Source organism: Streptomyces caeni (assembly GCF_042678285.1).
Taxonomy (GTDB): domain Bacteria; phylum Actinomycetota; class Actinomycetes; order Streptomycetales; family Streptomycetaceae; genus Streptomyces; species Streptomyces caeni.
On sequence record NZ_JBHUDX010000067.1, the window covers coordinates 37,728 to 61,642 of the forward strand.

Below are 23,915 nucleotides of genomic sequence, written 5' to 3' on the forward strand. Positions count from 1 at the left end.
ATGCCGAAAGTCCTGCTGTTCTCCCGCCAGCCGCTCACCGGACGCCCGCTGCAGCAGTGGCTGGACGACACCGCCGACAGCGTCGTCCTGATCACCACGCCCAAGGCCGTCCAGGGCGCCGAGGACGTCCTCGCCGAGCACTTCCCGATGCACCGCCTGGTGCCCGACTACCACTCCTGGGCCACCGAGGAGATCGCGGAGGAGGCGGCGCGCGCCCATGGCGCCGACCTGGTCGCCAGCACCAGTGAGAGCGACGTGCTGCGGGCCGCCCGGCTGCGCGCCCGGCTCGGCCTGCCCGGCCAGGACACCGCCTCCGCGACCGCCTACCGCGACAAGGTCGTCATGAAGCGGATCGCCCGCGAGGCGGGGATACGGGTGCCGGCCTTCACCCCGGTCGACAGCCCGGCGGACCTGCTCGACCTCCTCGACGCCCAGGGCTTCCCGGCCGTGGTCAAGCCCCGCTTCGGCGCAGGCTCGGAGGGGGTCGCCGTGCTGCGCGGCCCGGCGGACGTCACCGCCTTCCTGGCCCGGCAGCGCGCGTCCGACGTGCCCTACCTGCCCGGGCAGTGGATGGCGGAGAGCTTCGTCGTGGGGGACTTCTTCCATGTGGACGGCATCATGCGGGACGGGAGCGTGGTGCACGCCTGGCCGTCCCAGTACAACCTGGGCGGGATCGCCCAGCGCCTGCAGGACCACACGGACGTGAGCAGCGCCATGCTCGGCCCGGACGACCCGCGGTTCGGCCCGCTGACGCGGATGACGCGCGACGTGATCGCCGCGCTGCCGGGTTCCCCGGTCCCGCTCGCCTTCCACCTGGAGGCGTGGATCGGCGCCGACGGCGAGCCGGTGTTGTGCGAGATCGCCAGCCGGGCCGGGGGCGCGCTGATCGCCGAGGCGTACGAGCGGATCTTCGGTGTGCACCTCGCCAGGGAGGGGCTGAGGACGCAGTGCGGCAGCGCCCTCACCCTGACCGAGCAGCCGCCGGACCCCGCCGAACTCGCCGGCTGGACACTCTTCCCGCCGGGCCACGGCGTCTTCGTCCCGCCCTCGGGGCCCTGCCCCGTGCCGGCGGCCGACCTGACCGTGCGGCTGGCGCCGGGCGCGGTGGGGCACGGTGTGGAGCACCTCACGCAGTCGGCCGCCGACGCGCTGGTGACGGCGGGGACCGCGGCGCAGGTGCGCAAGTACCAGGAGGAACTGGCGCACTGGTGGTACGCCGCCACCGACTGGGTCCGGACCGCGTCGGAGACGTCCTGACGCCCTAGCGAAATGAGCTGTGATGCCTGAGCACGTACTCGTCGTCGGGACGGGCCGCGACTTCCCGGCCCGGCTGCGCGCCGCCCGGCCCGGCACCGAGACCTCGGTGATCGTGCAGCTGGACTACATCGGCAAGGTCCGCGAACCGGGCGGCAACGCCCGGGTGATCGGGGTGCGCGGTGACGCCCCCGACGAGGAGTGGATCGCGCTGGCCGCCGCCGCGCACGCCCGGCACCCCTTCACCCGGATCGCCACCTTCGGCGAACGGGACCAGGACCGCTACGCGGCGATCGGCCAGGCCCTCGGCCTGGCCTGCCACAGCGTCAGGACGGTCTCCCTGGCCCATGACAAGGAGGCCATGCGGGCCCGGCTGGCCGAGACCGGCGTCGACACCACCGCCTACGCCCGGGTCGCCGACGTGGACGCCCTGCGGGCCTTCGTACGGGCGCACGGGACCTGTGTGGTCAAGCCGGTCTCGGGCGCGGGCAGCGCCGGAGTCGCCCGGGTGACCGCGGGCAGCGACCTGGCCGGTGCCTTCGAGCGGGCCGGCGGCAGCTACCTGGGCCTGGCCAACCCGGGCGTGCTGGTGGAGGAGTTCATCGAGGGCACCCAGTTCAGCGTCGAGGCGGTCTCCGAGCGGGGCGAGCACGAGGTGGTCGCGATCACCCGCAAGTACTCCGACCCGGCGACGTTCGTCGAACTCGGCCATGTCTCGCCCGCCGAACTGCCCGAGGAGCGGCGCAAGGAGATCCACGCCTGCGTCGGGAGCGTCCTGGACGCGCTGGGCGTGACCTTCGGCGTCACCCACACCGAGGTGGTGCTGGCCTCGGCGGGCCCCCGGGTGATCGAGACGCATGTGCGGATGGGCGGTGACGAGATACCGGCGCTGACCCGGGACGCGACCGGGGTGGACCTCGACGAGTGCGCGCTGCGGCAGACGCTGGGGGAGCGGGTGCTGCCCGGCGTCCGGGCCGCCCTGGCCGAGCGCCGCGCGCCGCGCAGCTCGGCGATCTGGTTCGCGGTGCTCGGCGCCCGCGGTGTGCTGGGCGAGGTCGCCGGGCTCGACGAGGCCCGCGCCGTGCCCGGTGTGACCGGGGTCGAGGTGACCGCCCGGCCGGGCAAGGAGGCCGGCGGTCTGACCTCCTCCGACTCACGGGTGGCCTACGCCCGCGCCCTCGGCGCCAGTGCCGGGGAGGCGGTCGACGCGGCCCGCAGGGCCGTCTCCCGCCTGGAGTTCCAGCTCCGGGTGCGTGACGCGGGCGGCCCGGCGGTGTGATCCGCCGGACCGCCCGCACCGGTGCCGCCCGCCAGACCGGAGGGCGGCACCGTCACGCGGTGGAGTAGTGGTGTTCGGGCCGGCCGCTGTCCCCGTACTTCAGGGTGAGGCGCAACCGGCCCTGTTCCTCCAGGTACTTCAGGTACCGCTGGGCGGTGGAGCGGCTCACCCTGGCCTGCGCCGACACCTCGTGCGCGGACACCGGTCCGCCGGCCCGGCAGACGATCTGCCGGATCAGCTCGGCCGTCCGCTCCGTGTACCCCTTGGGCATGTGGCCGACGGCGGCCGCGGCGCGCAGGGTGCCCAGGACCCGGTCGATCTTGTCCTGGTCCAGCGCGGTGTCGCCGAGGGCGGCGCGCAGTTGCGCGTAGCCCTCCAGCTTGCCGCGCAGCGCCTCGAACGTGAACGGTTTGACGATGTACTGCAGGACGCCGGCCCGCAGGGCCTCCTGGACGGAGGCGGGCCGGTTGTCCGCGGTCACCATGATGACGTCTACGTCCGGGCCCTCCCGGCGCAGCCGCCGGGTGAGGCACAGCCCGCTCTCGTCCGGCAGGTAGTGGTCGAGCAGCACCAGGTCGATGCCCCCGCGCTGCACGGCCGCGAACGCCGAGGCGGCGTCGTGGGCCCGCCCCACCACCCGGAAGCCGGGCACCCGGGAGACATAGCGCTCGTTGATCCCGGCGACGTGGAAGTCGTCGTCCACCACGAGAACGTCGATCACGGCGCCTCCCCTTCGCCGGCGGGCCCCGTCGTGGGCAGCAGGACGGTGAACACCGCGCCGCCGCCCTCCCGTTCGCCCACGGTCACGGTGCCGCCCCGCTCCCGCAGGAGGCCGGCGACGAGGGCCAGGCCCAGGCCCCGGCGGCCGTCGTCCGCGTGCCGCTTGGTGGAGGCACCGTCGACGAAGATCCACTGCCGTTTCTCCGGTGGCACCCCGGGCCCGTTGTCGCTCACGCGCAGTTCGGTGACGGACCCCCGCTCGCGCAGGTCCACCTCGATCCACGGCCCGTCCGGGGCGGGTGGACGGTGGCCGGTGAGCGCGTCGACCGCGTTGTCGATCAGGTTGCCCAGAATCGTGACCAGGTCGTCCGGGCGGTCCTGGCGCCGGCGCAGTGAAGAGCTCTCACTGACCGACAGCCGTACCCCCCGCTCCATGGCCATCACCGACTTTCCCACCAGCATGGCCCCTACGAGCGGTTCACCCACCCGGTCGGTGATGGTCGCCCAGTCCTGCCCGGCCAGTTCCAGCAGGCCGAGGAGTGTGTGCAGCGCGTTGCGTCGTTCGTGTGTGCGTACCTCCTCCTGTCTTCGTACCGGCGTGGAGAGCACAGGCGTGCTTTCGGACACGAAACCCCCGTTCCCGTCACTCTGATGCGTCGTCACCGGTCGGTGCGACCGGTGCGCGCACGGCTCACCAGGCGGGCGTGGAGCGGTCGTTGGCGGTACCACGCCCGGGGCGCGGTTTTCGGCCGTCACCCGGGAGTCATTGATTCGGATGGGCGGCGACGGCAGCAAGTATTCTTTTGGTAAAGAGATTCATTGACGGAGTCTTTACCTGAAGGGGATTTCGGGAGCAACTGGGACACAGATCCCGGTCGCCGCCGGTCGCTCGGCGCAATGGGCACAAAGAGATTTTCGAGAGGAAACCTCGTTGTGCCCACAACCGTGGCCGCCCCCGTGCCCTTGCTACCGTCCCTTCTCCGGGTCGCGCCTGCAAAGGGGCCGTCCGCACGTCGCACAGGCCATCGACCGGGCGCGCGCAGGTCCACCGGAGCGTCCAGGAGCGGGCCGTCGGGCACGGTCGCGGCCCCCTCGACCCGGTCGCCGGCCTCGGGCCGCCCAGGCGCTCCTTCCCGACACCCCCACCACAGCCGACCAGGAGCCACCCACCATGCCCTCCTTCGGTACGCCGACCGACCTTTCCCCCTCGCCGCTGGCCGCGGTCGAGCGACTGCTGCGGGCCCGCGGGCACCGGACGCCGATCGGACTGCACCAGGAGAAGACCGCCTTCCCGCCGTGCGCCGAGCCCCGGGTCTGGGAGCGCGCCGAGTTCGGGATCGCGCCGCACGAACCTGCGCCGCCCGCAGGCGTCCCCGCCCTGCGCGAGCGCCTCGCCGCGGTGGCGGGGGCACGGCGCGGCACCGCGGTCGACCCGGACCGGATCCTGCTGACCGCCGGGGCCACCCACGCCGTCGCCGTCGTGCTGCACGCGATCCTGCGGCCGGGCGACGACGTGCTGATCCTCTCGCCGCAGTGGCTGTCCGCCACCGGCCTGGTCCACGCGGCGGGTGGCGTGCCCCGTGAGGTCCCCGTGTTCCTGGAGCTGTCGGATCCGGCCACGGCTCCCGGCTTCGGCCTGGTGCCCGCCGTCGAGGCCGCCGTGGGCCCCCGCACCCGCGCGATCTACCTCAACAACCCCAACAACCCGACAGGTCACCGTCTCGACGCGGCCCAACTGGCCGCTCTCGTCGATCTCGCCGAACGGCACGACCTGTGGCTGATCGCCGACAACGCCTACGAGAACTACGACTTCTCGGCCGACGGTTTCCGCGACACGGCCACCGTCGACGGGGCCGACGCGCGCACCTTCGCGGTGCACTCGTGCAGCAAGACGTACGTGATTCCGGGCGCACGCGTCGGCTACCTCATCTCCCCGCCCGGCTGCGCCGAGACCCTGGTCAAGCGGTCGCCGCACACCCTGCGCTCGGTGTCCACCGTGGCCCAGTTCGCCGCGTTCGAGGCACTGTCCACCTCGCCGGGGGAGCTCGCCGCCCGCCGCCGGCTCGCCGCCGACGCGTACCGGCTCGCCGCCGAGGCGCTGGAGATCCCGCACACCGCGGTCGCCGGTGGCCTCTCCACCTTTCTGGACCTGCGCGCCTACGGCGACGGCGAGGAGTTCGTGCGCCGCTGCGCCGAGCAGGGCGTCGGACTCGTACCCGGCAGGGCTTTCGGCGAGCACTGCGCCGCCTGGGCGCGTCTGTGCTTCACCGCCGCGCCCCCGCAGACCGTGCTCGAAGCCGTCCACCGCATCAACAAGGTCTACGGAAAGGGCGCCTCATGAGCGCCGCCGCGACGCGGCTTCCTGCCGGTGCCCTTCCCGGCGCCGCTCACCAGGCGGGCTGCGGGGCCCGTCCCGCCTGCCAGGTGAGCCAGCCGCCGTCGAGATTGCGCACGTTGCGCCCGTGCTGGGTCAGGATGCGGGCGGCCGTGTGGCCCCGCAGCCCGGCATGGCAGTAGACGACCGTGGGGCGGTCGAGGGGGATCTCGTCGAGACGGTCGCGCAGTTCGTCGACGGGGACGTGCAGGGAGCCGGGAATGCCGCCCGCTTCGTGTTCGGCGCGGGTGCGGACGTCGACGAGCACGGACCCGTCGTGCACCGCCTGGTCGAGTTCGTGCCACTGGACGGTGGCGGTCGTTCCGCCGGCCAGGTTGTCGGTGACGTATCCGAGCATGTTGACGGGGTCCTTGGCCGAACCGAAGGGCGGGGCGTAGGCGAGCTGGAGGTCGGCCAGGTCCGGCGCGGTCAGACCGCAGGTGATGGCGGTGGCCAGGACGTCGATGCGCTTGTCGACGCCCTCGCCGCCGACGACCTGCGCGCCGAGGATGCGCTCGTCGGCCGGGTCGGTGAGCAGCTTGAGGGCCAGCGGCCGGGCGCCCGGGTAGTAGCCGGCGTGGGACGCCGGGTGGATGTGCACGACGCGGTGGGGACGGCCGGCGGCGCGCAGGCGTTTCTCGTTCCAGCCGGTCGCGGCCGCCGTGAGGCCGAAGACCTTGACGATCACGGTGCCCACCACCGGCCGGCTGCGCACGGGGCGCCCGGCGATGGCGTCGGCGACGAGGCGGCCGTGCCGGTTGGCCAGGTTGGCCAGCGGGACGAGAGTGCCGTCGCCGGTGAGGCGGTCGCGTTTCTCCGCCGCGTCGCCCACCGCGAACACCCGCGGGTCGCTGGTGCGTTGCTGGTCGTCCACCGCGATACCGCCGCAGGGGCCGATCTCCAGGCAGGCCGCGCGGGCCAGCGCGGTGTCGGGGCGCACCCCGATGGCGAAGACGACGATGTCGGCGGGGACCACGGTGCCGTCGGCGAGTTCCACCGTGTCGGGCAGCACCTTGTGCAGCTGTGCGGACAGGCGCAGTTCGACACCGCCTCGGGCGAGTTCGTCGGCAAGGGGGCGGGCCATCTCCGGGTCGAGGGGTGACAGCACATGGTCGGCCAGTTCCACCAGGGTGACGGCGAGACCCCGACGGCGGAGGTTCTCCGCGAGTTCGACGCCTATGAAGCCGCCGCCGACGACGACGGCACTGCGGGCACCCGCGCGCACCGCGTCCAGGATGCGGTCGGTGTCGGTGACGTCCCGCAGCGTCAGGCCGCGCTCCGCCCCGGGCAGCGGCGGAACGGCGGGTTCGGCGCCGGGGCTGAGCACGAGATGGTCGTAGTCCTCGGTGTACGTGCGCCCGGTGTCGAGGTCGCGGATCCGGACCGTGCGCGCCCCGCGGTCGATGCCGAGCACCTCGTGGCGGACGCGGACGTCGAGACGGAAGCGGGCGCGCAGCGATTCGGGTGTCTGCAGCAGCAGATCGGCGCGTTCGGGAATGACCCCGCCGACGTGGTACGGCAGGCCGCAGTTGGCGTACGACACATGCGGTCCGCGCTCGAGGACGACGATCTCGGCGTGCTCCTCCATGCGGCGCAGCCGGGTGGCGGCCGACATGCCACCCGCGACCCCACCGACGACGATGACCTTCACCATGCTCTCCGTTCTTGCTCCCGGTTCCTGCGGTCCGTGGGACCCGCAGCGCTCGGATACCCCTCACCGTATGTGGGGGGTGGGTTGCGACCGGGGGCGAGACGTCCCTCTGCCGAGGGACCAATGGCCCTGATCCGCGGGGCGGGACGGACCACCGCGCACGGGACGGCACCGACCGGGGCCACCGGGGCAGCGGGTGACGTCAGGCGGTCTCGGCAGGTCCCTGGCCGGGGCCGTCGCGGCGGGTCCCGGCCCTGGTGGTCCTGGGCAGGCGGACGGTCATCCGGGTCCCGCCGCCGGGGGAGGGCTCCGCGGTGACCGAGCCGCCGTGCGCGGTGACCAGTTCCTTCACGACGGCCAGGCCGATGCCGCTGCCGCCGGTGGCACGGGCGCGGGTGCCGCGCCAGAGGCGGTCGAAGACGTACGGCAGTTCGTCGGCGGGGATGCCGGGACCGGTGTCGGCCACCTCGATGCGTGCCTCCGCGGGCGTGGCCGAGACGGTGACGGTGACGCTGTCACCGGGGCGGCAGTGGCGGGCGGCGTTGCTGAGGAGGTTGCCGAGAGCCTGGTGCAGCCGGTCCGCGTCGGCGGGCACGGGCACGGGAGCCGTGCCCAGGCGGCTGTGCACGGTCAGCCCGGCGGTACGCAGTTCGGCCTCGCGCCCGGCGAGCGCCGAGCGGACCAGGGCGACCAGATCCACCTCGGCCGGATGGAGCGACAGCCGGGCCGACTCCGCGTCCGCCAGTTCACCGAGATCGCCGACGATGCGGCCCAGACGCAGGGCCTGGTCGTGGAGGGCGGCCAGCCGCTCCGGCGACGCCTGCGCGTAGCCGTCGCGCAGTTCCTCCAGCCCAGCCTGCAATGCGGCCAGCGGGGTGCGCAGTTCGTGCGCCACGTCGGCGGCGAGCCGATGGCGGGCCCGTTCGGCGGAGGTCACGTCGTCGGCCATGGCATCGAAGGCGCGGGCGAGGTAGCCCAGTTCACCCGGCGCGTCGACCCGGGCACGGGCGGCGCGGTCCCCGGAGGCGAGCGCGCGGGCGGTGTCCGCGACGCGCACGACGGGGGCCGTCAGACGCCGGGTGACGAACCAGCTCGCGGCCAGCGCCAGAGCGAGGGCGCCGACAGCCGCGGCGCCCACCCATCCCCAGGCGACGGACCGCCCCGCCGTTCCCGTCCCGGACGCGAAGCGCAGCCGTACGGAGCCGACCGCGGCGCCGTCCACCGAGACCTCCGCGGTCGCCACGGGACCCGGGGCGCCGCCTTGCCCGCCGTGCGCCCGGCCGGGGCCGGGCGTGCCGAGAACGAGCCCCCCGTCCGCGTCCCACACGGTGAGGTCCGCCCCGGCACCGGCGGCGAGGGAGCGGGCCCTGGAGAGGTCGGCCCCCGGCCAGCCGCCCGCGGTCCGGTAGGCGTCCGCGGCCACCGCGGCCACGCGGTCCGCGGTCCGCTGCCGTTCCGCTTGGTGGGCGCTGCTGACACCGCGGTCGGCGCCGACGAGCGCGGCGGCGGTCAGCAGGGCCACGGACACCAGCGCGACCAGGGCGAACGCGGCGAACAGCCGCCGCCCCAGCGGGCCGAGGCCATGACCGTGCAGACCGGTCCGGGGGCGTGGAACCGGCGCCGGTCCGCCGGCCTGGGGGCGCGGATCAGAGGTCACGGGTCCACCCCAGCCGGTAGCCCACGCCCAGCACGGTCTCCACGACGGCCGGGCCGGCCCCGCCGAGCTTGTGGCGGAGGTTCTTCACATGCGAGTCGACGGTCCGCTCGTAACCGGCGAACTCGTAGCCGCGCACCCGGTTGACCAGCTCGTAGCGCGAGTACACCCTGCCCGGGACCGACGCCAGGGTGGTGAGCAGACCCCATTCGGTGGGCGTCAGCTCCACCGGGGCCCCGTCCAGCACGACCTGGTGGCGGGCCTCGTCGATGCGCAGCCGTCCCCCGCCGTACGAGACGGGCGTGACCGCGTCCGCCCCCGCACCCCGCGCGCGGTTCAGGACCGCTCCCACCCGCAGCACCACCTCGGTCGGGCTGAACGGCTTGGTCACATAGTCGTCGGCGCCCAGCCGCAGGCCGTGGATGCGGTCCTCGACGGTGCTGCGCGCGGTGAGCACCACCACCGGGACCCCGCCCCGGTCACGGGCCTCGCGCAGCACCTCGTCACCGCCGACGTCCGGCAGCCCGAGATCGAGGAGCGCCAGGTCGACCGCCTGCTCGCCGAGCAGCCGTACGGCCTCCGCGCCCGAGGAGGTCGTCACCACCCCGTATCCCGCGCGCTCGAGGTAGCGGCGTAGCAGTTCGCGGATTTCCTTGTCGTCCTCGACGACGAGCACGGTGGCACCCATGCCCCACACCTACGCGCCCGGGGCGCCCCCGCGCGAGGGCCGAACGGTCCACCTCGCCCGCCTGCGCGGTCTCCATCCCGTCTCCACACCGGTGGCACACCGACTGCAGGGCCGGACGCGACGGTGATGGTGCGGGGAGCGGCTAAGGCCCCGGACCGACGGCTTGAGGAGAACACCATGAAACGCAACGTCAAGGTCGCCACGGCGCTCACCGCCGGCGTCCTCGTCCTCGGCGGCGTGCTGGCGGTGGGTCCGGTGACCGCGGCCACCGGCGGCGCCCCGGCGCCCGACCGGACAGCCGCGCAGGGCCTCATGGCGGGAGGTGGCCAGCAGCACGCCCACCGGCAGGGCGCGGGTATGCCGGACGCTCGCGGAGACGGGGTCTGCAACATCTCCGTCCCCGCCAGCCAGGGCACTCTGACCGACGTCCAGAAGACCGCGCTCGCGAGCATGGCCGAGGACGAGAAGCTGGCGCACGATCTGTACACGGCATTCGCGGACCGGTACGACGAAGCGGTCTTCGAGCGGATCGCGACAGCCGAGACACAGCACCTGAGCGCGGTCCGCGATCTGCTGGACCGCTACGACATCACGGATCCGACCGCGGGAAGGCCGGCCGGTGACTTCGCCGATCCGGCCGTCCAGGCCACCTACGACCGGCTCCTGAAGCAGGGCGAAGGCAGCCTCGACGGGGCGCTGAAGGCGGGCCGTACGGTCGAGACGGAGGACATCGCCGCACTGGACAAGGCGCTGTCGGGCCTCACCGCCTCCGATGTGCGGCAGCTCTACGGCAACCTGCGTGCCGCGTCCGAGAAGCACCTGGCCGCCTTCGACCGCTGGATCGCCTCGGCGTAACGGGGTGAACGGGCGGCGGGGGTGAGGCCCTCGGCGAGGCCGAACGGCTCGGCCGCACGGGCGACGGTCTGCTCGCCCCGCTCGGCCGAGCGTCCGCCTCGCATCCGGCGGCGCCGCGTCGCCGCAGGCCCGTGTCCGCCGCCGGCGCCCCGTGCGGGGCGCCGGCCCGGCACGTGGGGGCGGGGGTCAGGCGGCCAGCGGGTCCAGCGTCAGCGGCTGGATCCTCCCCTCCAGCATGGCGCCCAGGCCCTGCACGGCGCAGATGTCGGGCCGCTCGGCGATGTGCACCGGCATACCGGTCGCCTGCCGCAGCATCTGGTCGAGGCCCGGCAGCAGCGCGCTGCCGCCGACCATCATGATCCCGCGGTCGGCGAGGTCGGCCACCAGGTCGGGCGGGCAGTCCCGCAGCACCTTGCCGATGCCGTCGAGGACAGCGGTCAGCGGGGTCTGGATGGCGTTGCGCACGGCGGCCGTGTCGACCTTCACGGACCGCGCGAGCCCGGTGGCCACGTCCCGGCCCTGGATCTCGGTGGAGGCGGGCCCGTGCGGGGTGAGGCCGTTGCCGGAGAGGGCGAGCTGCAGGGGCCGTACCGACTGGCTCGGCAGCATCAGCGCGTGCTCGTGCCGCAGGTGCTGCACGATCGCGTGGTCGACGGCCTCCCCGCCCACCGGGATCCGCTCGGCGGTCACGATGTTGCCCAGTGACAGCACGGCGATCTGGGTGGCGGCGGCCCCGCACACCATGATCATGGACGCTTCGGGCTGCTCGACCGGCAGCCCGCACCCCACGGCGGCGGCGACCAGGGTGTCGACCAGCTCGACCCTGCGCGCCCCCAGCCCGACGAGGGTCTCGATGGCCGCGCGCTGGGCGAGCGGATCCGCGTCGTGCGGGGTGCAGGCGGCGGCCCGCAGCCGGGGCTTGCGGCGCAGCGAGCGGCGGAGCTTCTCGCCGAGCAGATGGCGCAGCATGCGCTGGGCCATCTCGATGTCGACGACGGTGCCGCCGGAGACCGGCCGTGCGACCCGGATGTACGCGGGCGTGCGCCCGGTCATCTTCTCCGCGAACTCGCCGACCGCGATCAGCGCGCCGGTCCGGGTGTTCACGGCGGCGACGCTGGGCTGGTCCACCACCAGCCCGGACCCCTTGACGTACACACGGGTCCTGGCCGCCCCCAGGTCCACGGCGACGTGGCAGCGGCGCAGCTGGTCCAGGCAGACGGTCATGGCGGTACCTCCCGAGAAAGACCGCGGGCGGCCGCCGGGCGGCGGGCCTCTTCTTCTGCATCGTCCGCCGCGGCGGGCCCCGGCGCCCTTCGGAATGGGCCGGGCGGGGTGCGTCCGGCCGGGTGGTCCCGGGCGCGTCGCACCCCGGAAGCTTGTGCCGCGCCCGTGCCGCGTGCCGCGTGCCGCGTGCCGCGTGCCGTGTTCCGTGCCGCGCCCGTGTTCCGCTCCGCGTCCCGTCCCGCGGCCTGTGCCGAATCCCGCGTGCCGCGTTCCGTGCCGCGTGCCGCGTGCCGTGTTCCGTGCCGCGCCCGTGTTCCGTGCCGCGCCCGTGTTCCGCTCCGCGTCCCGTCCCGCGGCCTGTGCCGAATCCCGCGTGCCGCGTGCCGCGTGCCGCGTGTCGCGTGTCGCGTTCCGTGCCGCGTGTCCGCGGCGCGCGCCATGTCTGCCTGCGCGCGCCCCGGTGAGCGGCCGCCGGGGCGGACGGTCGGCCGGGAGATCACCCGGGCGGTGGCGGAGCGGCGGCGCCGCCTCCGGTGATCCCCCGGACGACCCCCAGGGCCACCAGGTCCTGGGGGCGCACGCGGAGGTGGTCCGCCGTCGCCCGCACCTGGTCGGCCGGGCGCTTGAGGATCGCGGCGGCCGACTCCGGCGCGATGACGGAGAAGTAGCTGTCCGGCGTGGCCCAGGTGTTGCCGGGCGCCGCCAGGGCCAGGGCCCCGCCGGAACCGCCCTCGCCGATCACCAGGGTGGTCAGCGGCGTACGGGCGGTGGCGACCGCGCCGAACAGGTCCGCGATCGCCGCGCCCACACCCTGCCGCTCGGCCTCCGCGTCGTTGGCGGCGCCCGGTGTGTCCACCAGCGTCAGGACGGGGACGGACAGGGAGTCCGCCAGGCGGATCAGCCGGGCGGCCGTGCGGTACCCGGCGGGCCGGGTCGGGGTGCCGTCCTGGGCCGCGTACGCGATCGTCCGCCCGGCGTGGGTGCCGAAGCCGCACAGCATGCCCCCGCCCCGGCCACCGCAGCGGTCGCCGCCGATCTCCGTCCGGCGCGTGAAGTAGGCGTCCAGGTAGGCCCGCGCGCGGGGGCGCCCCGGGTCGCGGGCGCGCCGGACGGCGTCCCAGCCGGTTGCGGGAAGGTCCGCCGCCGCAGTCGCCGTGCCGGGCACGGGCGCCGGCTCGGTGGACGGCGCCGCCAGCAGCGCCAGCCACCGGCCCACCGTCTCCCGCAGGTCCCGCGGCCGCACGATCGCGTCGACGGTGCCGGCCGCCAGCTGCGCCTGAGCCGTGTAGGCCGCCGGGTCCGCGTCCGGCGGGCGCACCCGGGAGCCCGCGAACGCGACCTGCGCGTCCGGCAGCGCCAGCACCACGTCGGCGCCCGCGCCCAGCGTGGCCCAGCCGCCGCCGGTCGTTGGGTCGCGCGCCACCGCGAGCTGCGGCAGTCCGGCCGCGCGGGTGAGCGCCGACTGCCGCGCCATCCGCTGGAGCTGGGTCAGCGCGAGCATGCCCTCCTGCATCCGGCTGCCGCCCGTCGCGATCAGCGAGACGACCGGCAGCCGGTGCGCACGGGCGCAGGTGTGCGCCGCCTCCAGCCGGTCGCCGGTGTGCTCGCCGAGCGAACCGCCGAGATAGCCGAACTCGAACGCGATCAGCACGGACGGAACGCCGCCCACGGTCGCGCGGCCGCAGACCACCGACTCCTCCTCGCCGGTGCGGGCGGCGGCGAGGGCCCGCGCGTCGTCGTACCCCGCCCACTCCAGCGGGCCGTCGGGCCCGTACGCACCCTCCGTGCCCCCGGGGCGGGGGAGTTCGGCGAAGTCGGGGGTGAGCAGGGCGATGAACTGCCGTGCGGTCAGGCGCTCAGGCATCGCCCAGGGCCCGCTTCATGATCTTCCCCATGTCGTTGCGGGGCAGGGCCGCGAGGTGGCGCACCACGCGCGGGCGCTTGTGCGGGGCGAGCCGGTGCGCCACATGGCCGGCCAGTTCGTCGGCGCCGGGCGGTGCCGCGGGGTCCGCCGGCACGATCCAGGCGACGATCCGCTCGCCCAGATCGCCGTCGGGCTCCCCGGTGACGGCGGCCTCCCGCACCCCCGGGTGTTCCAGCAGGGCGTTCTCGATCTCGCCCGCCCCGATCTTGTACCCGCCGCTCTTGATGAGGTCGGTGGCCTTGCGGCCGACGATGCGCACATACCCGTCGGCCTCGCGCACCGCCATGTCCCCGGTGCGGAACCAGCCGTCGTCGGTGAACGCGGCGGCCGTGGCGTCGGGCCGGTTGAGGTACCCGGTGAACAGGTTCGGGCCGCGGACCTGGATCTCGCCGACCGTCTCCCCGTCCCACGCGCCGATCGGCGAGCCGTCCTCCTCGACGAGCCGCAGCTCGACACCGGGCAGCGGCACGCCGACCGTGCCCGGGCGTGCCTCCCCGTCCGCGCGCACGCTCGTGTTCATCAGCGTCTCGGTCATCCCGTACCGCTCGATGACCCGGCGGCCGGTCGCGGCGGCGATCCGCTCGTGGTCGTGCACCGGCAGCGCCGCCGACCCCGACACCAGCAGCCTGGCCCCGGCCAGCGCCTCGGCCAGCCCCGGGTCGCCGGGCAGGGCCTCCGCGATGCGGTGGTACATCGTGGGCACGCCGAACAGCATGGTCGCGCCGTCGCCCAGCTCGCGCGCCACCCCGTCCGTGCCGAAGCGGCCGAGGTGGCGCACCGATCCGCCGCGGCGCAGCGGGCCGAGGACGCCGAGGACCAGCCCGTGCACATGGAACAGCGGCAGCCCGTGCACGAGCACGTCGTCGGCGGTCCAGAGCCAGGCGTCCGCGAGCGCGTCGAGCGTGGCGGCCAGGGCGCGGCGGGGGATGACGGCGCCCTTGGGCGGCCCGGTGGTCCCGGAGGTGTAGACGACGAGGGCGGGGTCCTCGTCGGCGGCCTCGGCCGGTGTGAACGCCGCCACGCCGCCGGTGCCGCCCGTGCTGCCCCTGCTGCCCGTGCCGCCCGTGCCGCCCATGCCGTCCATGCCGTCCATGTCGACGTCGACGCGCTCCAGTTCCCGTACCGGGGAGGGGAGCCCGTCGGCCGGGGCGGCCAGCACCAGTGACGGGGCGCTGTCGGAGAGGATGTGCCCCAGCTCTCCTTCCCCGGACTTCGGATTGAGCGGGACGACGGTGACACCGGCGCTCAGCGCGGCCACCACGCCGACGGCGGTCTCCAGGGAGGGTGTGGCCCACAGGGCGACCCTCCCCGCGCCGCCGATCCGCCCGGCGAGCGCAGCGGCCGCCGCGGCCAGCCCGTCGTACGTCAGGGCCCGCTCACCGAACCGCAGGGCCGGGCGCCGCCCGGCCGAGGGGTCGGTCAGGGCCGGAAAGAGGGGGGACACTCGGCACTCCTTGCGACGAGGCGGACGTACGGACTCATGGATCGTTCCTACACCACGGCCGGCGGCACCCGCCTCAGGACCGGTCGGGTCCCGGCGAGGGCCGCTCCGGTGGCCTGCGGGTGCCCACGACGGTGCACCGTCGAAGACCAGCGCCTCGCGGGCGGCCTCCACGGGGTGGTTGTGCACGGGGCGGCCTGCCTTCCTCCGGCCTGTGCCGGGCGACTTCCACCGACATGCCGGATGAAACAGGTGAATGGATCAGATCGGTGGATAACCGGTGACGGCGGTCGTGAGTGCGGTGTGCCCGCCGCCCATGCCGCCCCTTCGGCCGCTCCGCGCAGGGCCGTTGCTAGCCTGCGCGCTGGAATCGTCGTCCGAACAGGAGTGCAGCCGTGGCCCACACCGCCGCCCGCGTGGCGCTCGTCACCTGCCGCCCCGGGCCGGAGATCGCGGTGGACCGCGACCTGCCGTCGCTCCTGGGCGAGTTGAGGGCGGCCGGGGCCGAGGCCGACGTCGTGCACTGGGACGACGCGGACGCCGACTGGGCCGCCTACGACCTGGCCGTGATCCGTTCCACCTGGGACTACAGCTGGCGGGCCGCGGAGTTCACCGCCTGGGCCGAGCGCTGCGGCACGGCCACCCGACTGGCCAATCCGGCGGACGTGGTGCGCTGGAACGCCGACAAGCGCTACCTCGGGGACCTGGCCGCCTCGGGCGTCCCGGTCGTGCCCACGCGGTACATCGCCTCCGGCGACCCCGTCGGCCTGCCCCGCGATCACGAGTACGTCGTCAAGCCCACCTCGGGCGCGGGCGCCCGGTTCGCCGCCCGCTACCTGCCCGGGGAGCACGCCACCGCCGTACGGCAGCTCGCGCGGATGCACGCGGAGGGGTTCACCGCGATGGTGCAGCCCTACGCGAAGGGGATCGACGCCACCGGGGAGCGGGCGCTGCAGTTCTTCGGCGGGCGGTTCCTGCACGCAAGCCGGAAGGGGGCGGTCCTCGCGCCCGGCACGCCGTACGACGAGCGCAAGGTGGCCCACCCGCGTCTGGAGCCGTGGACCCCGGCCCCGGACGAACTCGCCGTCGCCGAGCGCGCCCTGGCCGCCGTGCCAGGCGTGCCGGAACTGCTCTACGCCCGCGTGGACCTCGTGGACGACGCCGACGGGCGTCCGTGCGTGATGGAACTGGAGCTCATCGAGCCGAACCTGTTCCTCACCCTGCACCCGGCGTCGGTGCAGACGGTCGCGGCCGCGATCCTCATGGCCGCCCGCTGACCGCCACCCGCTGCAGCAGCCCCCAGGTGAACTCCGCCGCGCACGCGTGCCGCACGCCCGACGCGTCCGGGGCGGTGAACGCCAGGCCCCACCGGGTGGGCGCCGTGCCCTCCAGGGGGCGGGCCGGGGCGAAGGCGCGGGCGGCCTCGTCGACCGTGCAGGACCACGGGGTCAGGTCCTCGACGGTGGCCGGCGTCCTGGCGGGTGCACCCCGCGCCCGGACCAGCCATTCGTTCCACACCACCCCGTTCGGCGCCACCAGCACCTCGAAGCGCAGGTCGGGCCAGAGCGGGACCGGCCACAGCAGGGCCTCGCAGTCCAGGTCGCCGATCCGGCGGGGCGCCGCCGACTCGGGTTCGCCCAGGACCGAGCGGTAGCGCGACACGGCCGAGCGGGGGCGCGGGGAGTGCAGCATGGCCTGCCAGCGGCGGTTCGCCTCACGCATCCGGGAGACCGGTACGCCCAGCTCACGGCGGGCCTCGTCGACGAGGGCCGGATTGTGGTCCGCCATGCGGCGCAGCAGCACCAGCTGGAAGTCGAGCGGGGTGAAAGGGCCGGTGGGGCGTTTCGCGGACGGCATGCGCTCCATCCTCCCGGACATCGCGCCGACCGCACGCACCGCACGCACCGCACGCACCGCACGCACCGCAGCACCGTACGTACCGCACGCACCGCAGCACCGTACGTACCGCACGCACCGCGCTGACCGCACGCACCGCGGGCATCGCACGACCATTGCCCGGCGCGAGCCACTATGACTAGCCTGTGTTCGCCATGCCGATCGTCAGTTGAAATTTCGAACATACAGAGAAGGGGGCCGGTCGTGGGACGCCTCGTACCTGCCGTGACCCGGGCTCTCGACATCCTGGAGCTCTTCCTCGACGGGGACGGGACGCTCTCCGCCCCCGACATCGTGCGCAAACTGCAGCTGCCGCGCACCACCGTGCACGAACTGGTCACCACGCTCGCCGCACGCTCGTACATCGTCCAGGTGCCGGGGCAGCCGGGACGCTACCGCCTCGGCGTGCGCCCGTACCAGCTCGGCAGCCGCTACGCCGAACAACTGGACCTCGCCGCCGAGGGCCAGCAGGTCGCCCGGTCCGTCGCCGAGACCTGCGACGAGACCGTGCACGTGGCCATCCTGGAGGGCACCGACGTCATCTACATCGCCAAGGTCGACTCCACGCACGCCGTGCGGATGGTGTCGGCCGCCGGCCGCCGGCTGCCCGCCCACTGCACCTCCGTCGGCAAGATGCTCCTCGCGTCCCTGCCCGAGCAGGAACTGGCCGCGCGCATCCCCGACGGCACCGAACTGGCCGCGATGACCCCCAACAGCATCACCGACCCGGCGGCCCTGCGCGAGGCCCTCGCGGGGATCCGCAGCCGCGGCATCGCCGTGGAGAGCCGCGAGTCCAACCCGGACGTCAGCTGCGTCGCCGCCCCCGTGCGCGACCGCACCGGGCAGGTCGTCGCGGCGCTCTCCATCTCCGTACCGATGATCCGCTGGAGCGACGAGCGCCGCGTCGAGCTGGAGCAGCTCGCCGCCAAGGGCGCCGGCGAACTGTCCGAGCGCCTCGGTCACCGGAGCGCGGGATGACGGGGTTCGAGATCGCGGTACGGGAGCACGCCGCCCTCGGCGAGGGCCCGACCTGGGACCCGGACGCCCGGCGGCTGATCTGGATCGACATCCTCGGCTCCCGGGTGCACACCTACGACCCCGCCTCCGGGCGCCGCACCGTCATGGCGACCGAACAGCACGTGGGCGCCGCCAAACCGCGCGCGGGCGGCGGACTGGTCGTCAACCTCCGTGACGGCGTGGGCCTCTACGGCCCCGGTGGCGCCGACTTCCGCTGGCTGCACCGCGAGCCCGTACCCGGCCGTCGCGGCAACGACGCGGCCGTCGCCCCCGACGGCTCGCTGTGGGCCGGAACCATGCGCTACGACGAGGCGCCGGGCGGCGGCACCCTGTCCCGGATCACCGCCGACGGCACGGTCCGCACCGTGCTGGACGACGTCGCCGTCAGCAACGGCACGGGCTGGAGCCCCGACGGACGGCGGATGTACTACGTCGACTCGCCGACCCGGCGGGTGGACGTCTTCGACGTGGGCGACGACGGGCTGCCGGTGGCCCGGCGGCCGCTGGCGCACGTCGAACGCGGCTTCCCGGACGGGCTCACCGTGGACGCCGACGGCTGCGTGTGGGTGGCGCTGTGGGACGGTGGCGCGATCCACCGCTACACCCCCTCCGGCCGCCTCGACCGGGTCCTCGGCCTGCCCGTGCGCCGCCCCACCGCCTGCGCCTTCGGCGGCGCGGGCCTGACCGACCTGTACATCACCACGGCCCGTACGGGCCTGGACGCGCCGCATCCCCTCTCCGGCTCCGTCCTCGTGTTCCCCGACGCCGGAAAGGGCCTGCCGCAGCCGGTGTTCGCCGGCTGACCCCGCCCCGGAACCGAGAGGACCCCATGGCCCGCACCGCACAGCCCGCCCGGTTCACCCTCGACCCCGCCTTCACGGTCGGCACGGTCGACCCGCGGCTCTTCGGCTCCTTCGTCGAGCACCTCGGCCGCTGCGTCTACACCGGGATCTTCGAACCGGGCCACCCTTCGGCCGACGAGACCGGCCTGCGCACCGACGTGCTGGAGCTGATCCGCGAACTCGGTGTCACCGCCGTGCGCTACCCCGGCGGCAACTTCGTCTCCGGCTACAAGTGGGAGGACTCGGTCGGACCGGTCGACCGGCGCCCGCGCCGCCTGGACCTCGCCTGGCACTCCACGGAGACCAACCGCTTCGGGCTCGGCGAGTACATCGCCTTCCTGAGGAAGCTCGGCCCGCACACCGAGCCGATGATGGCGGTCAACCTCGGCACCCGCGGCGTCGCGGAGGCCCTCGAACTCCAGGAGTACGCCAACCACCCCTCCGGCACGGCCCTGTCGGACCTGCGGGCCGCGCACGGCCACGAGGACCCGTTCGGCATCCGGCTGTGGTGCCTGGGCAACGAGATGGACGGCCCGTGGCAGACGGGCCACAAGACCGCGGCGGAGTACGGCCGGCTCGCCGCCGAGACCGCCCGTGCCATGCGCCAGATCGACCCGTCCGTGGAACTGGTCGCCTGCGGCTCCTCCAACCGGTCCATGCCCACCTTCGCCGCGTGGGAGGCGACGGTGCTGGCCGAGACGTACGACCTCGTCGACCACATCTCCCTGCACGCCTACTACGAGCCCGCCGACGGCGACATCGACTCCTTCCTCGCCTCCGCCGTCGACATGGAGTCCTTCATCGAGAACGTGATCGCCACCTGCGACCACGTCGGCGCGAGGCTCAAGTCCACGAAGCGGATCAACCTCTCCTTCGACGAGTGGAACGTCTGGTACCAGTCCCGCTGGCAGGAGCACGCCCGCTCCGCCGACCCGGGCGACTGGCCCGAGGCCCCGCGCCTGCTGGAGGACGCCTACAGCGTGACCGACGCCGTCGTCGTCGGCTCGCTCCTGATCGCGCTGCTCCGGCACGCCGACCGGGTCACCGTCGCCTGCCTCGCCCAGCTCGTCAACGTCATCGCGCCGATCATGACGGAGCCGGGCGGCCCGGCGTGGCGGCAGACCACCTTCTTCCCCTTCGCGCACGCCTCGGCGTACGGCCGCGGCACGGTCCTCGACGTGCGGGTGGACTCGCCGACGTACGAGACGCGCAGGTACGGCGAGACCGACCTGCTGCACGCCACCGCCGTGCGCGCCGGGGACGGCTCCGTCACCGTCTTCGCCGTCAACCGCGGCCGCACCGAGCCCCTGCCCCTCGAAGTCGCCCTGGGCAGCCTCGGTCCGACGTCGCTCATCGGGCACACCGCGCTCGCCGACGCCGACCCCGACGCCGGCAACACCCTCGCCGGCCCCGAGCGGGTGACCCCGCACCAGGTGCCCGGCACCCGCCTGCGGGACGGCGTGCTGAGCGCCGTCCTGGAGCCCCTGTCCTGGAACGTGATCCGGCTCTGCTAGCCCGCCCGGCCGGGGGAGTGCACCGGCGCCACCGGAACTCCCCCGGCCGCCCGGCCCAGCAGCGTCAACTCGGCCTTCCCGGGCCCCGAGGCGGTCGTCCCGTCGGCGAGGACCGCCAGCGCGAGTGTGTTGGTGCCCCGGGTGTCGAGCACCCCGTTCGGCAGTACGAAGGTGTGCTGCGGGCCCACGTCGTTGATGTACTGGCCCATGTTCCAGCCGTTGAGGAAGATCTGCACACGGTAGGCGCGGGCCGGGTCGTCCGTGAGGGCCAGCCCGATCGACGCGTCCGTGCCGGGATCGACGGCCAGCCGGAAACGCGTCCGGTACCAGACCACGCCCTGCCGCCGGTCCGCGCGCGGCAGGGCCGCCGCCTGCCAGTCGCCGTCCGCGAACCCGGGCAGATGCCAGCCCTGCCGCTCCCCGTACAGGCCGCCGCTGTTGAGCGGGCCGCGCACCGGGTCGGCGGCCGTCTCGCCCTGGATGCGCCATCTCACCGAGGGCGGCGCGCCGTCGACACCGACGTCGAAGGTGACGGAGGCCAGCCCCCGCCCCGCCTTGTGGGTGTCGTTCGCCCGCCCGTCCTCGTCGTGCTGCATCCGGCGGACGAGGACTGACAGGACATGCGGGCCGGGCGCCTGCGCCGCCACCGGGAACGTCGCCGTCGCCGACCAGGTGCCCTTGCGCACGGTGTCCTTGTCCGGCACGGGCATCCGATGGGTGCCCAGTGGTTTCCCGTCGAGCCACGCCATCAGCAGCCCCTGCGTGCCCGTGACGTACGCCAGTGAGACGGACCCTGCGCCGGCCGCGCCCTCGAAGCGGCCCCGGTACCAGACGTCTCCGTAGTGGAAGCCGTAGTCGTCGGCGAAGAGCACGGGCCCTCCGGCGGGCACGGGGGTCGTGCTGTACGAGGACGTCAGGTCGGCCACCCGCCACGCCGAGTCGTCGAAGCCGGCGGCGGACTCCGGGTTCTCCTCCCTGCGGCGCCACCCGGTCAGCGCGGGCAGCCGGACCGGTCCCGCGCCCGGCAGCCGGCGCACGGCGCGCAGACCGCCGCAGCGGGTGGGGCGCACCGCCTGTGCCACCCCGTTCCAGACGACCTCGCCCACCCCGCGCGGCGCCCACACCTCCAGGTCCGCCTCGTCGACCGTGTCACCGGTCAGGTGCGCGGTCGTGCCGCGCAGGGAGGCGGTGCGCAGCAGCGCGGGGCCGTACACCAGCACCGCGCCGGAGGGAGTGTCGCGCCGCCACAGCCGTACCGACGTGTCGTCGTCCGCGAGCAGGAGCAGCAGCGGCCGTGCCACGCCCCCGCCCTCCACCAGCACCCGGGTGAGCCCGCCGAGGCCGGCGTCCACGCGCAGGGCGCCGTCCTCGTACGTGTGCCGCGCGGTTCCTTCGAGCACCGTGACGGAGGGCTCGCCCGCGCACTCCAGGGCGGTCCGCGTCGCCTCGCCCGCGCGCCCGGTGAACACGGTGATGTCCTGGCGCCCGGTGGTCAGCCGCAGCATGGGCTGCGCGGTGGAGTACCGCAGCGTCCGTGCTCCGAGGGAGATCCCGGTGGCCAGCAGCCGGGCGTCGTGCCCGGGGACGGGCACGCGGACGGTCGTCCCGGCGAGCGGGAGGGCGGCGGTGATCTCCGCGGACGTGTCGTTGCGCAGCACACAGACATGGGCCCGGGTGTCCGGATGGACGAGGTGGTACGTCCTGAGCCCCGGTCCGCCGCCGGCGTCGATGTCCTCCGCCCGGTCCAGCGCGGCCAGTTCGGGCACGCTCTGCAGCAGGTGCCCGATCTGGTGCATCGGGACGAGCTTCGCGGTGGGCCGGCGGGCCTCGTCCAGGGCGGCCCCGTAGTCGTACGACGTGTAGACGACCGGGGCGGGCAGCCAGCCCCACGAGGTGCCGCCGAAGGTCATGTAGACGTTGTGGATCGTGATGCCGTTGGCGAGGTTGGTCAGGTAGAAGCGCCGCTCGTACGCCGCGTCCCGGGTGCGGCGCGACTCCGCGTACCCCTTGCCGCCGAACTCCACGCCGCCCCACGGGTCGAACCAGCCGCCGCCGAACTCGGCCAGGAAACCGGGCGTGCCGGGGCTCGCGGTCGACCCGCCCTTCGTCCCCCCGGGGCCGAAGTGCCCCCAGTCCGGGGGCGTTCGGGAAGGCGAGGGATAGCCGTCGAAGGCGTACAGCCAGCGCCCGCGCTCGCCGCCCGTGTCGAACGAGCCCGGGGTCCAGTAGCCGTTCCGGCCCTTGTCGTTGTGGAAGAGCGGCACGTCGACGCCGTCGGCGCGGACCTTCGCGTACAGGTGCGCCATGTAGGCGCGGCCTTCCGGCGCGGTGACGTGGTTCGCGTACTCGTTCTCCAGCTGGTAGAGGACGACGGTGCCGGAGCCCCTGGTGTACAGATGCCGCACCGCGATCCGGTTCACGGCGGTCAGCCACTCGTCCACGTACGACAGATACGCCGGGTCGGAGGTGCGGGCCGTGCCCGGGGTGGCCGTCAGCCAGCCGGGGAAGCCGCCCGCGTCGACCTCGGCGTTGATGTACGGGCCCGGGCGCAGGATCACATACAGGCCCGTCTCGGCGGCCGTGCGCAGGAACAGGCCCAGGTCCCGCACGCCCGTGAAGTCGTACGAGCCCGGGGCGGGGGAGTGGTAGTTCCAGGCGACGTAGACGCTGACCGCGTTGTAGCCGTACGCGCGCAGTTTCTGCAGCACGTCCCGCCACAGGGACGGGCTCGGCAGCCGGAACGGGTGCACCTCGCCCGACCACAGCACGACCCGCCCGCCGTCGACGAGCAGCGAGTACCGGTCGAAGCCGACCGTGTGCGCCCGGCCGTCCGCGCCCGGCGGTCCGGTGGCGGGCCCGGCCGGCGCGGTGGCCGCGGCGCCCACCCCGCCGCTCCCGCCGAGCGAGAGGCCGAGCGCGGCGCTGCCGGCGAGCGCGCCGAACGTACGTCTGTTCAACACCAAGAGAGGCTCCTCGGGGCGCGGGTGCCGTCATTGTTCCCCCGGCACAGCCCGGCGACGGCGGCACGAGGCCCGCGGCACGGGCGGATTACCCGATACGGCGGCGTCCCGGGTGCGCCCGCCGGACGCCGATGCCGTGGTGAAGTGCCGTCAGCCCGAGTCGGCCCGGCTGGGGCGGCACAGGAGGGGCTTGGCCAGTTCGGCTCAGGGGCGGTCGCCTTGGGCGCGGATGATGCCCTTGCCGCCCTCGTCGACGCGCTCGCCGCCCGCTGGGAGGTGGTGGACCGGGACCCGCAGCCCGGCAAGACCGTGCGTGCCGAGGTCGACGTACCGGGCTGGCCGTCTCTTGTCAGGGCTCACCCGGTCTGACCCCTCCGCGCGGCGCGGCCCACTCAGCCGACCTGGTCGTACATCGCGCCCGCCGCCGGCCACCCCGTGGGCTCGGGCGCCGGTTCCGGCTGGGTGCGGCCGCGGACCTGGGCCGCGGTGAGGCCGCCCGCGGCGGGCATGCCGCGCCGGTTCTGCGCGGCCGCCGCGAGTCCGGGCAGGCCGGTCTGCGGGACGGGCTGCAGGGCGGCGGCGGGGGCGTATTCCGGGGCGTACCCGGGGGCGTACCCCGGCG

The 23,915-nt window shown here is 74.6% G+C and carries 19 protein-coding genes and 1 pseudogene; 9 read left to right on the forward strand and 11 right to left on the reverse strand.

Features of this window, described 5'->3' with window-relative positions; translation table 11 throughout:
* Both ACFSL4_RS23430 and ACFSL4_RS23435 read left to right on the forward strand, forming a co-directional pair.
* A complete protein-coding gene (locus ACFSL4_RS23430) occupies window positions 1-1,257 on the forward strand; it encodes an ATP-grasp domain-containing protein (protein WP_381086281.1) in 1,257 nt (418 codons plus the stop codon).
* 22 nt (window positions 1,258-1,279) lie between these two features.
* Complete coding sequence (locus ACFSL4_RS23435; protein WP_381086284.1) at window positions 1,280-2,533, forward strand: ATP-grasp domain-containing protein; 1,254 nt, start codon at window positions 1,280-1,282, stop codon at window positions 2,531-2,533.
* Between the two features lie 52 nt (window positions 2,534-2,585).
* Here the strand turns inward: ACFSL4_RS23435 and ACFSL4_RS23440 are convergent, their stop codons facing one another.
* Window positions 2,586-3,254: a response regulator gene (locus tag ACFSL4_RS23440; protein ID WP_381086287.1), complete on the reverse strand. Its 669-nt coding sequence runs from the start codon at window positions 3,252-3,254 to the stop codon at window positions 2,586-2,588.
* Entirely contained in the window at window positions 3,251-3,880 is a 630-nt protein-coding gene (locus ACFSL4_RS23445; protein WP_381086290.1) for a sensor histidine kinase, read from the reverse strand. Before ACFSL4_RS23445 ends, ACFSL4_RS23440 begins: the two co-directional genes overlap by 4 nt.
* A gap of 544 nt (window positions 3,881-4,424) precedes the next feature.
* On the opposite strand from ACFSL4_RS23445, the gene ACFSL4_RS23450 reads away from it, so the two are divergent.
* On the forward strand, window positions 4,425-5,594 hold the full coding sequence (locus ACFSL4_RS23450) for a pyridoxal phosphate-dependent aminotransferase (protein ID WP_381086292.1): 1,170 nt from the start codon (window positions 4,425-4,427) through the stop codon (window positions 5,592-5,594).
* Between the two features lie 46 nt (window positions 5,595-5,640).
* Here the strand turns inward: ACFSL4_RS23450 and ACFSL4_RS23455 are convergent, their stop codons facing one another.
* From ACFSL4_RS23455 to ACFSL4_RS23465, 3 genes are all read right to left on the reverse strand, one after another.
* Window positions 5,641-7,281, reverse strand: a complete 1,641-nt coding sequence (locus ACFSL4_RS23455) for an FAD-dependent oxidoreductase (RefSeq protein ID WP_381086295.1) — start codon at window positions 7,279-7,281, stop codon at window positions 5,641-5,643.
* 199 nt (window positions 7,282-7,480) lie between these two features.
* Window positions 7,481-8,935, reverse strand: coding sequence for a sensor histidine kinase (locus tag ACFSL4_RS23460; protein ID WP_381086298.1), 1,455 nt, complete (start codon window positions 8,933-8,935; stop codon window positions 7,481-7,483).
* Window positions 8,925-9,620 carry a response regulator transcription factor gene (locus ACFSL4_RS23465; RefSeq protein WP_381086300.1) on the reverse strand — a complete coding sequence of 232 codons (696 nt, stop codon included), beginning with the start codon at window positions 9,618-9,620 and terminating at the stop codon, window positions 8,925-8,927. Before ACFSL4_RS23465 ends, ACFSL4_RS23460 begins: the two co-directional genes overlap by 11 nt.
* Before the next feature lie 177 nt (window positions 9,621-9,797).
* Between ACFSL4_RS23465 and ACFSL4_RS23470 the strand changes: the two genes are divergently transcribed.
* Window positions 9,798-10,475, forward strand: a complete 678-nt coding sequence (locus tag ACFSL4_RS23470; RefSeq protein ID WP_381086302.1) for a DUF2202 domain-containing protein — start codon at window positions 9,798-9,800, stop codon at window positions 10,473-10,475.
* Between the two features lie 186 nt (window positions 10,476-10,661).
* On the opposite strand, the gene ACFSL4_RS23475 is transcribed toward ACFSL4_RS23470, so the two are convergent.
* The 3 genes from ACFSL4_RS23475 to ACFSL4_RS23485 all read right to left on the reverse strand — a co-directional run bounded on the left by ACFSL4_RS23475 (window position 10,662) and on the right by ACFSL4_RS23485 (window position 15,067).
* Window positions 10,662-11,699: a rod shape-determining protein gene (locus tag ACFSL4_RS23475; protein ID WP_381086305.1), complete on the reverse strand. Its 1,038-nt coding sequence runs from the start codon at window positions 11,697-11,699 to the stop codon at window positions 10,662-10,664.
* A 496-nt stretch (window positions 11,700-12,195) separates the two neighbouring features.
* Entirely contained in the window at window positions 12,196-13,563 is a 1,368-nt protein-coding gene (locus tag ACFSL4_RS23480; protein WP_381086308.1) for a carboxyl transferase domain-containing protein, read from the reverse strand.
* Window positions 13,556-15,067, reverse strand: coding sequence for an acyl-CoA synthetase (locus ACFSL4_RS23485; protein WP_381086311.1), 1,512 nt, complete (start codon window positions 15,065-15,067; stop codon window positions 13,556-13,558). The genes ACFSL4_RS23480 and ACFSL4_RS23485 overlap by 8 nt, the downstream gene beginning before the upstream one ends.
* 392 nt (window positions 15,068-15,459) lie before the next feature.
* Here ACFSL4_RS23485 and ACFSL4_RS23490 point away from each other — a divergent pair, with 392 nt between their 5' ends.
* Window positions 15,460-16,341 carry an ATP-grasp domain-containing protein gene (locus tag ACFSL4_RS23490; RefSeq protein ID WP_381086314.1) on the forward strand — a complete coding sequence of 294 codons (882 nt, stop codon included), beginning with the start codon at window positions 15,460-15,462 and terminating at the stop codon, window positions 16,339-16,341.
* Here ACFSL4_RS23490 and ACFSL4_RS23495 read toward each other — a convergent pair.
* On the reverse strand, window positions 16,325-16,930 hold the full coding sequence (locus tag ACFSL4_RS23495) for a hypothetical protein (protein WP_381086330.1): 606 nt from the start codon (window positions 16,928-16,930) through the stop codon (window positions 16,325-16,327). The genes ACFSL4_RS23490 and ACFSL4_RS23495 overlap by 17 nt on opposite strands.
* 234 nt (window positions 16,931-17,164) lie before the next feature.
* Between ACFSL4_RS23495 and ACFSL4_RS23500 the strand changes: the two genes are divergently transcribed.
* The 3 genes from ACFSL4_RS23500 to arfA are packed head-to-tail and all read left to right on the forward strand — an operon-like array spanning window position 17,165 to window position 20,333.
* Entirely contained in the window at window positions 17,165-17,938 is a 774-nt protein-coding gene (locus ACFSL4_RS23500; protein WP_381086317.1) for an IclR family transcriptional regulator, read from the forward strand.
* A complete protein-coding gene (locus ACFSL4_RS23505; protein ID WP_381086320.1) occupies window positions 17,935-18,780 on the forward strand; it encodes an SMP-30/gluconolactonase/LRE family protein in 846 nt (281 codons plus the stop codon). Before ACFSL4_RS23500 ends, ACFSL4_RS23505 begins: the two co-directional genes overlap by 4 nt.
* A gap of 26 nt (window positions 18,781-18,806) precedes the next feature.
* Complete coding sequence (gene arfA / locus ACFSL4_RS23510; protein WP_381086322.1) at window positions 18,807-20,333, forward strand: arabinosylfuranosidase ArfA; 1,527 nt, start codon at window positions 18,807-18,809, stop codon at window positions 20,331-20,333.
* Here arfA and ACFSL4_RS23515 read toward each other — a convergent pair.
* Window positions 20,330-23,296 carry a beta-galactosidase gene (locus ACFSL4_RS23515; RefSeq protein ID WP_381086325.1) on the reverse strand — a complete coding sequence of 989 codons (2,967 nt, stop codon included), beginning with the start codon at window positions 23,294-23,296 and terminating at the stop codon, window positions 20,330-20,332. The genes arfA and ACFSL4_RS23515 overlap by 4 nt on opposite strands.
* A gap of 216 nt (window positions 23,297-23,512) precedes the next feature.
* On the opposite strand from ACFSL4_RS23515, the gene ACFSL4_RS23520 reads away from it, so the two are divergent.
* Complete coding sequence (locus ACFSL4_RS23520; protein WP_381086327.1) at window positions 23,513-23,662, forward strand: hypothetical protein; 150 nt, start codon at window positions 23,513-23,515, stop codon at window positions 23,660-23,662.
* 23 nt (window positions 23,663-23,685) lie between these two features.
* Here ACFSL4_RS23520 and ACFSL4_RS23525 read toward each other — a convergent pair.
* A pseudogene (locus tag ACFSL4_RS23525) lies at window positions 23,686-23,915 on the reverse strand (histidinol-phosphate aminotransferase family protein); the annotation flags it as partial.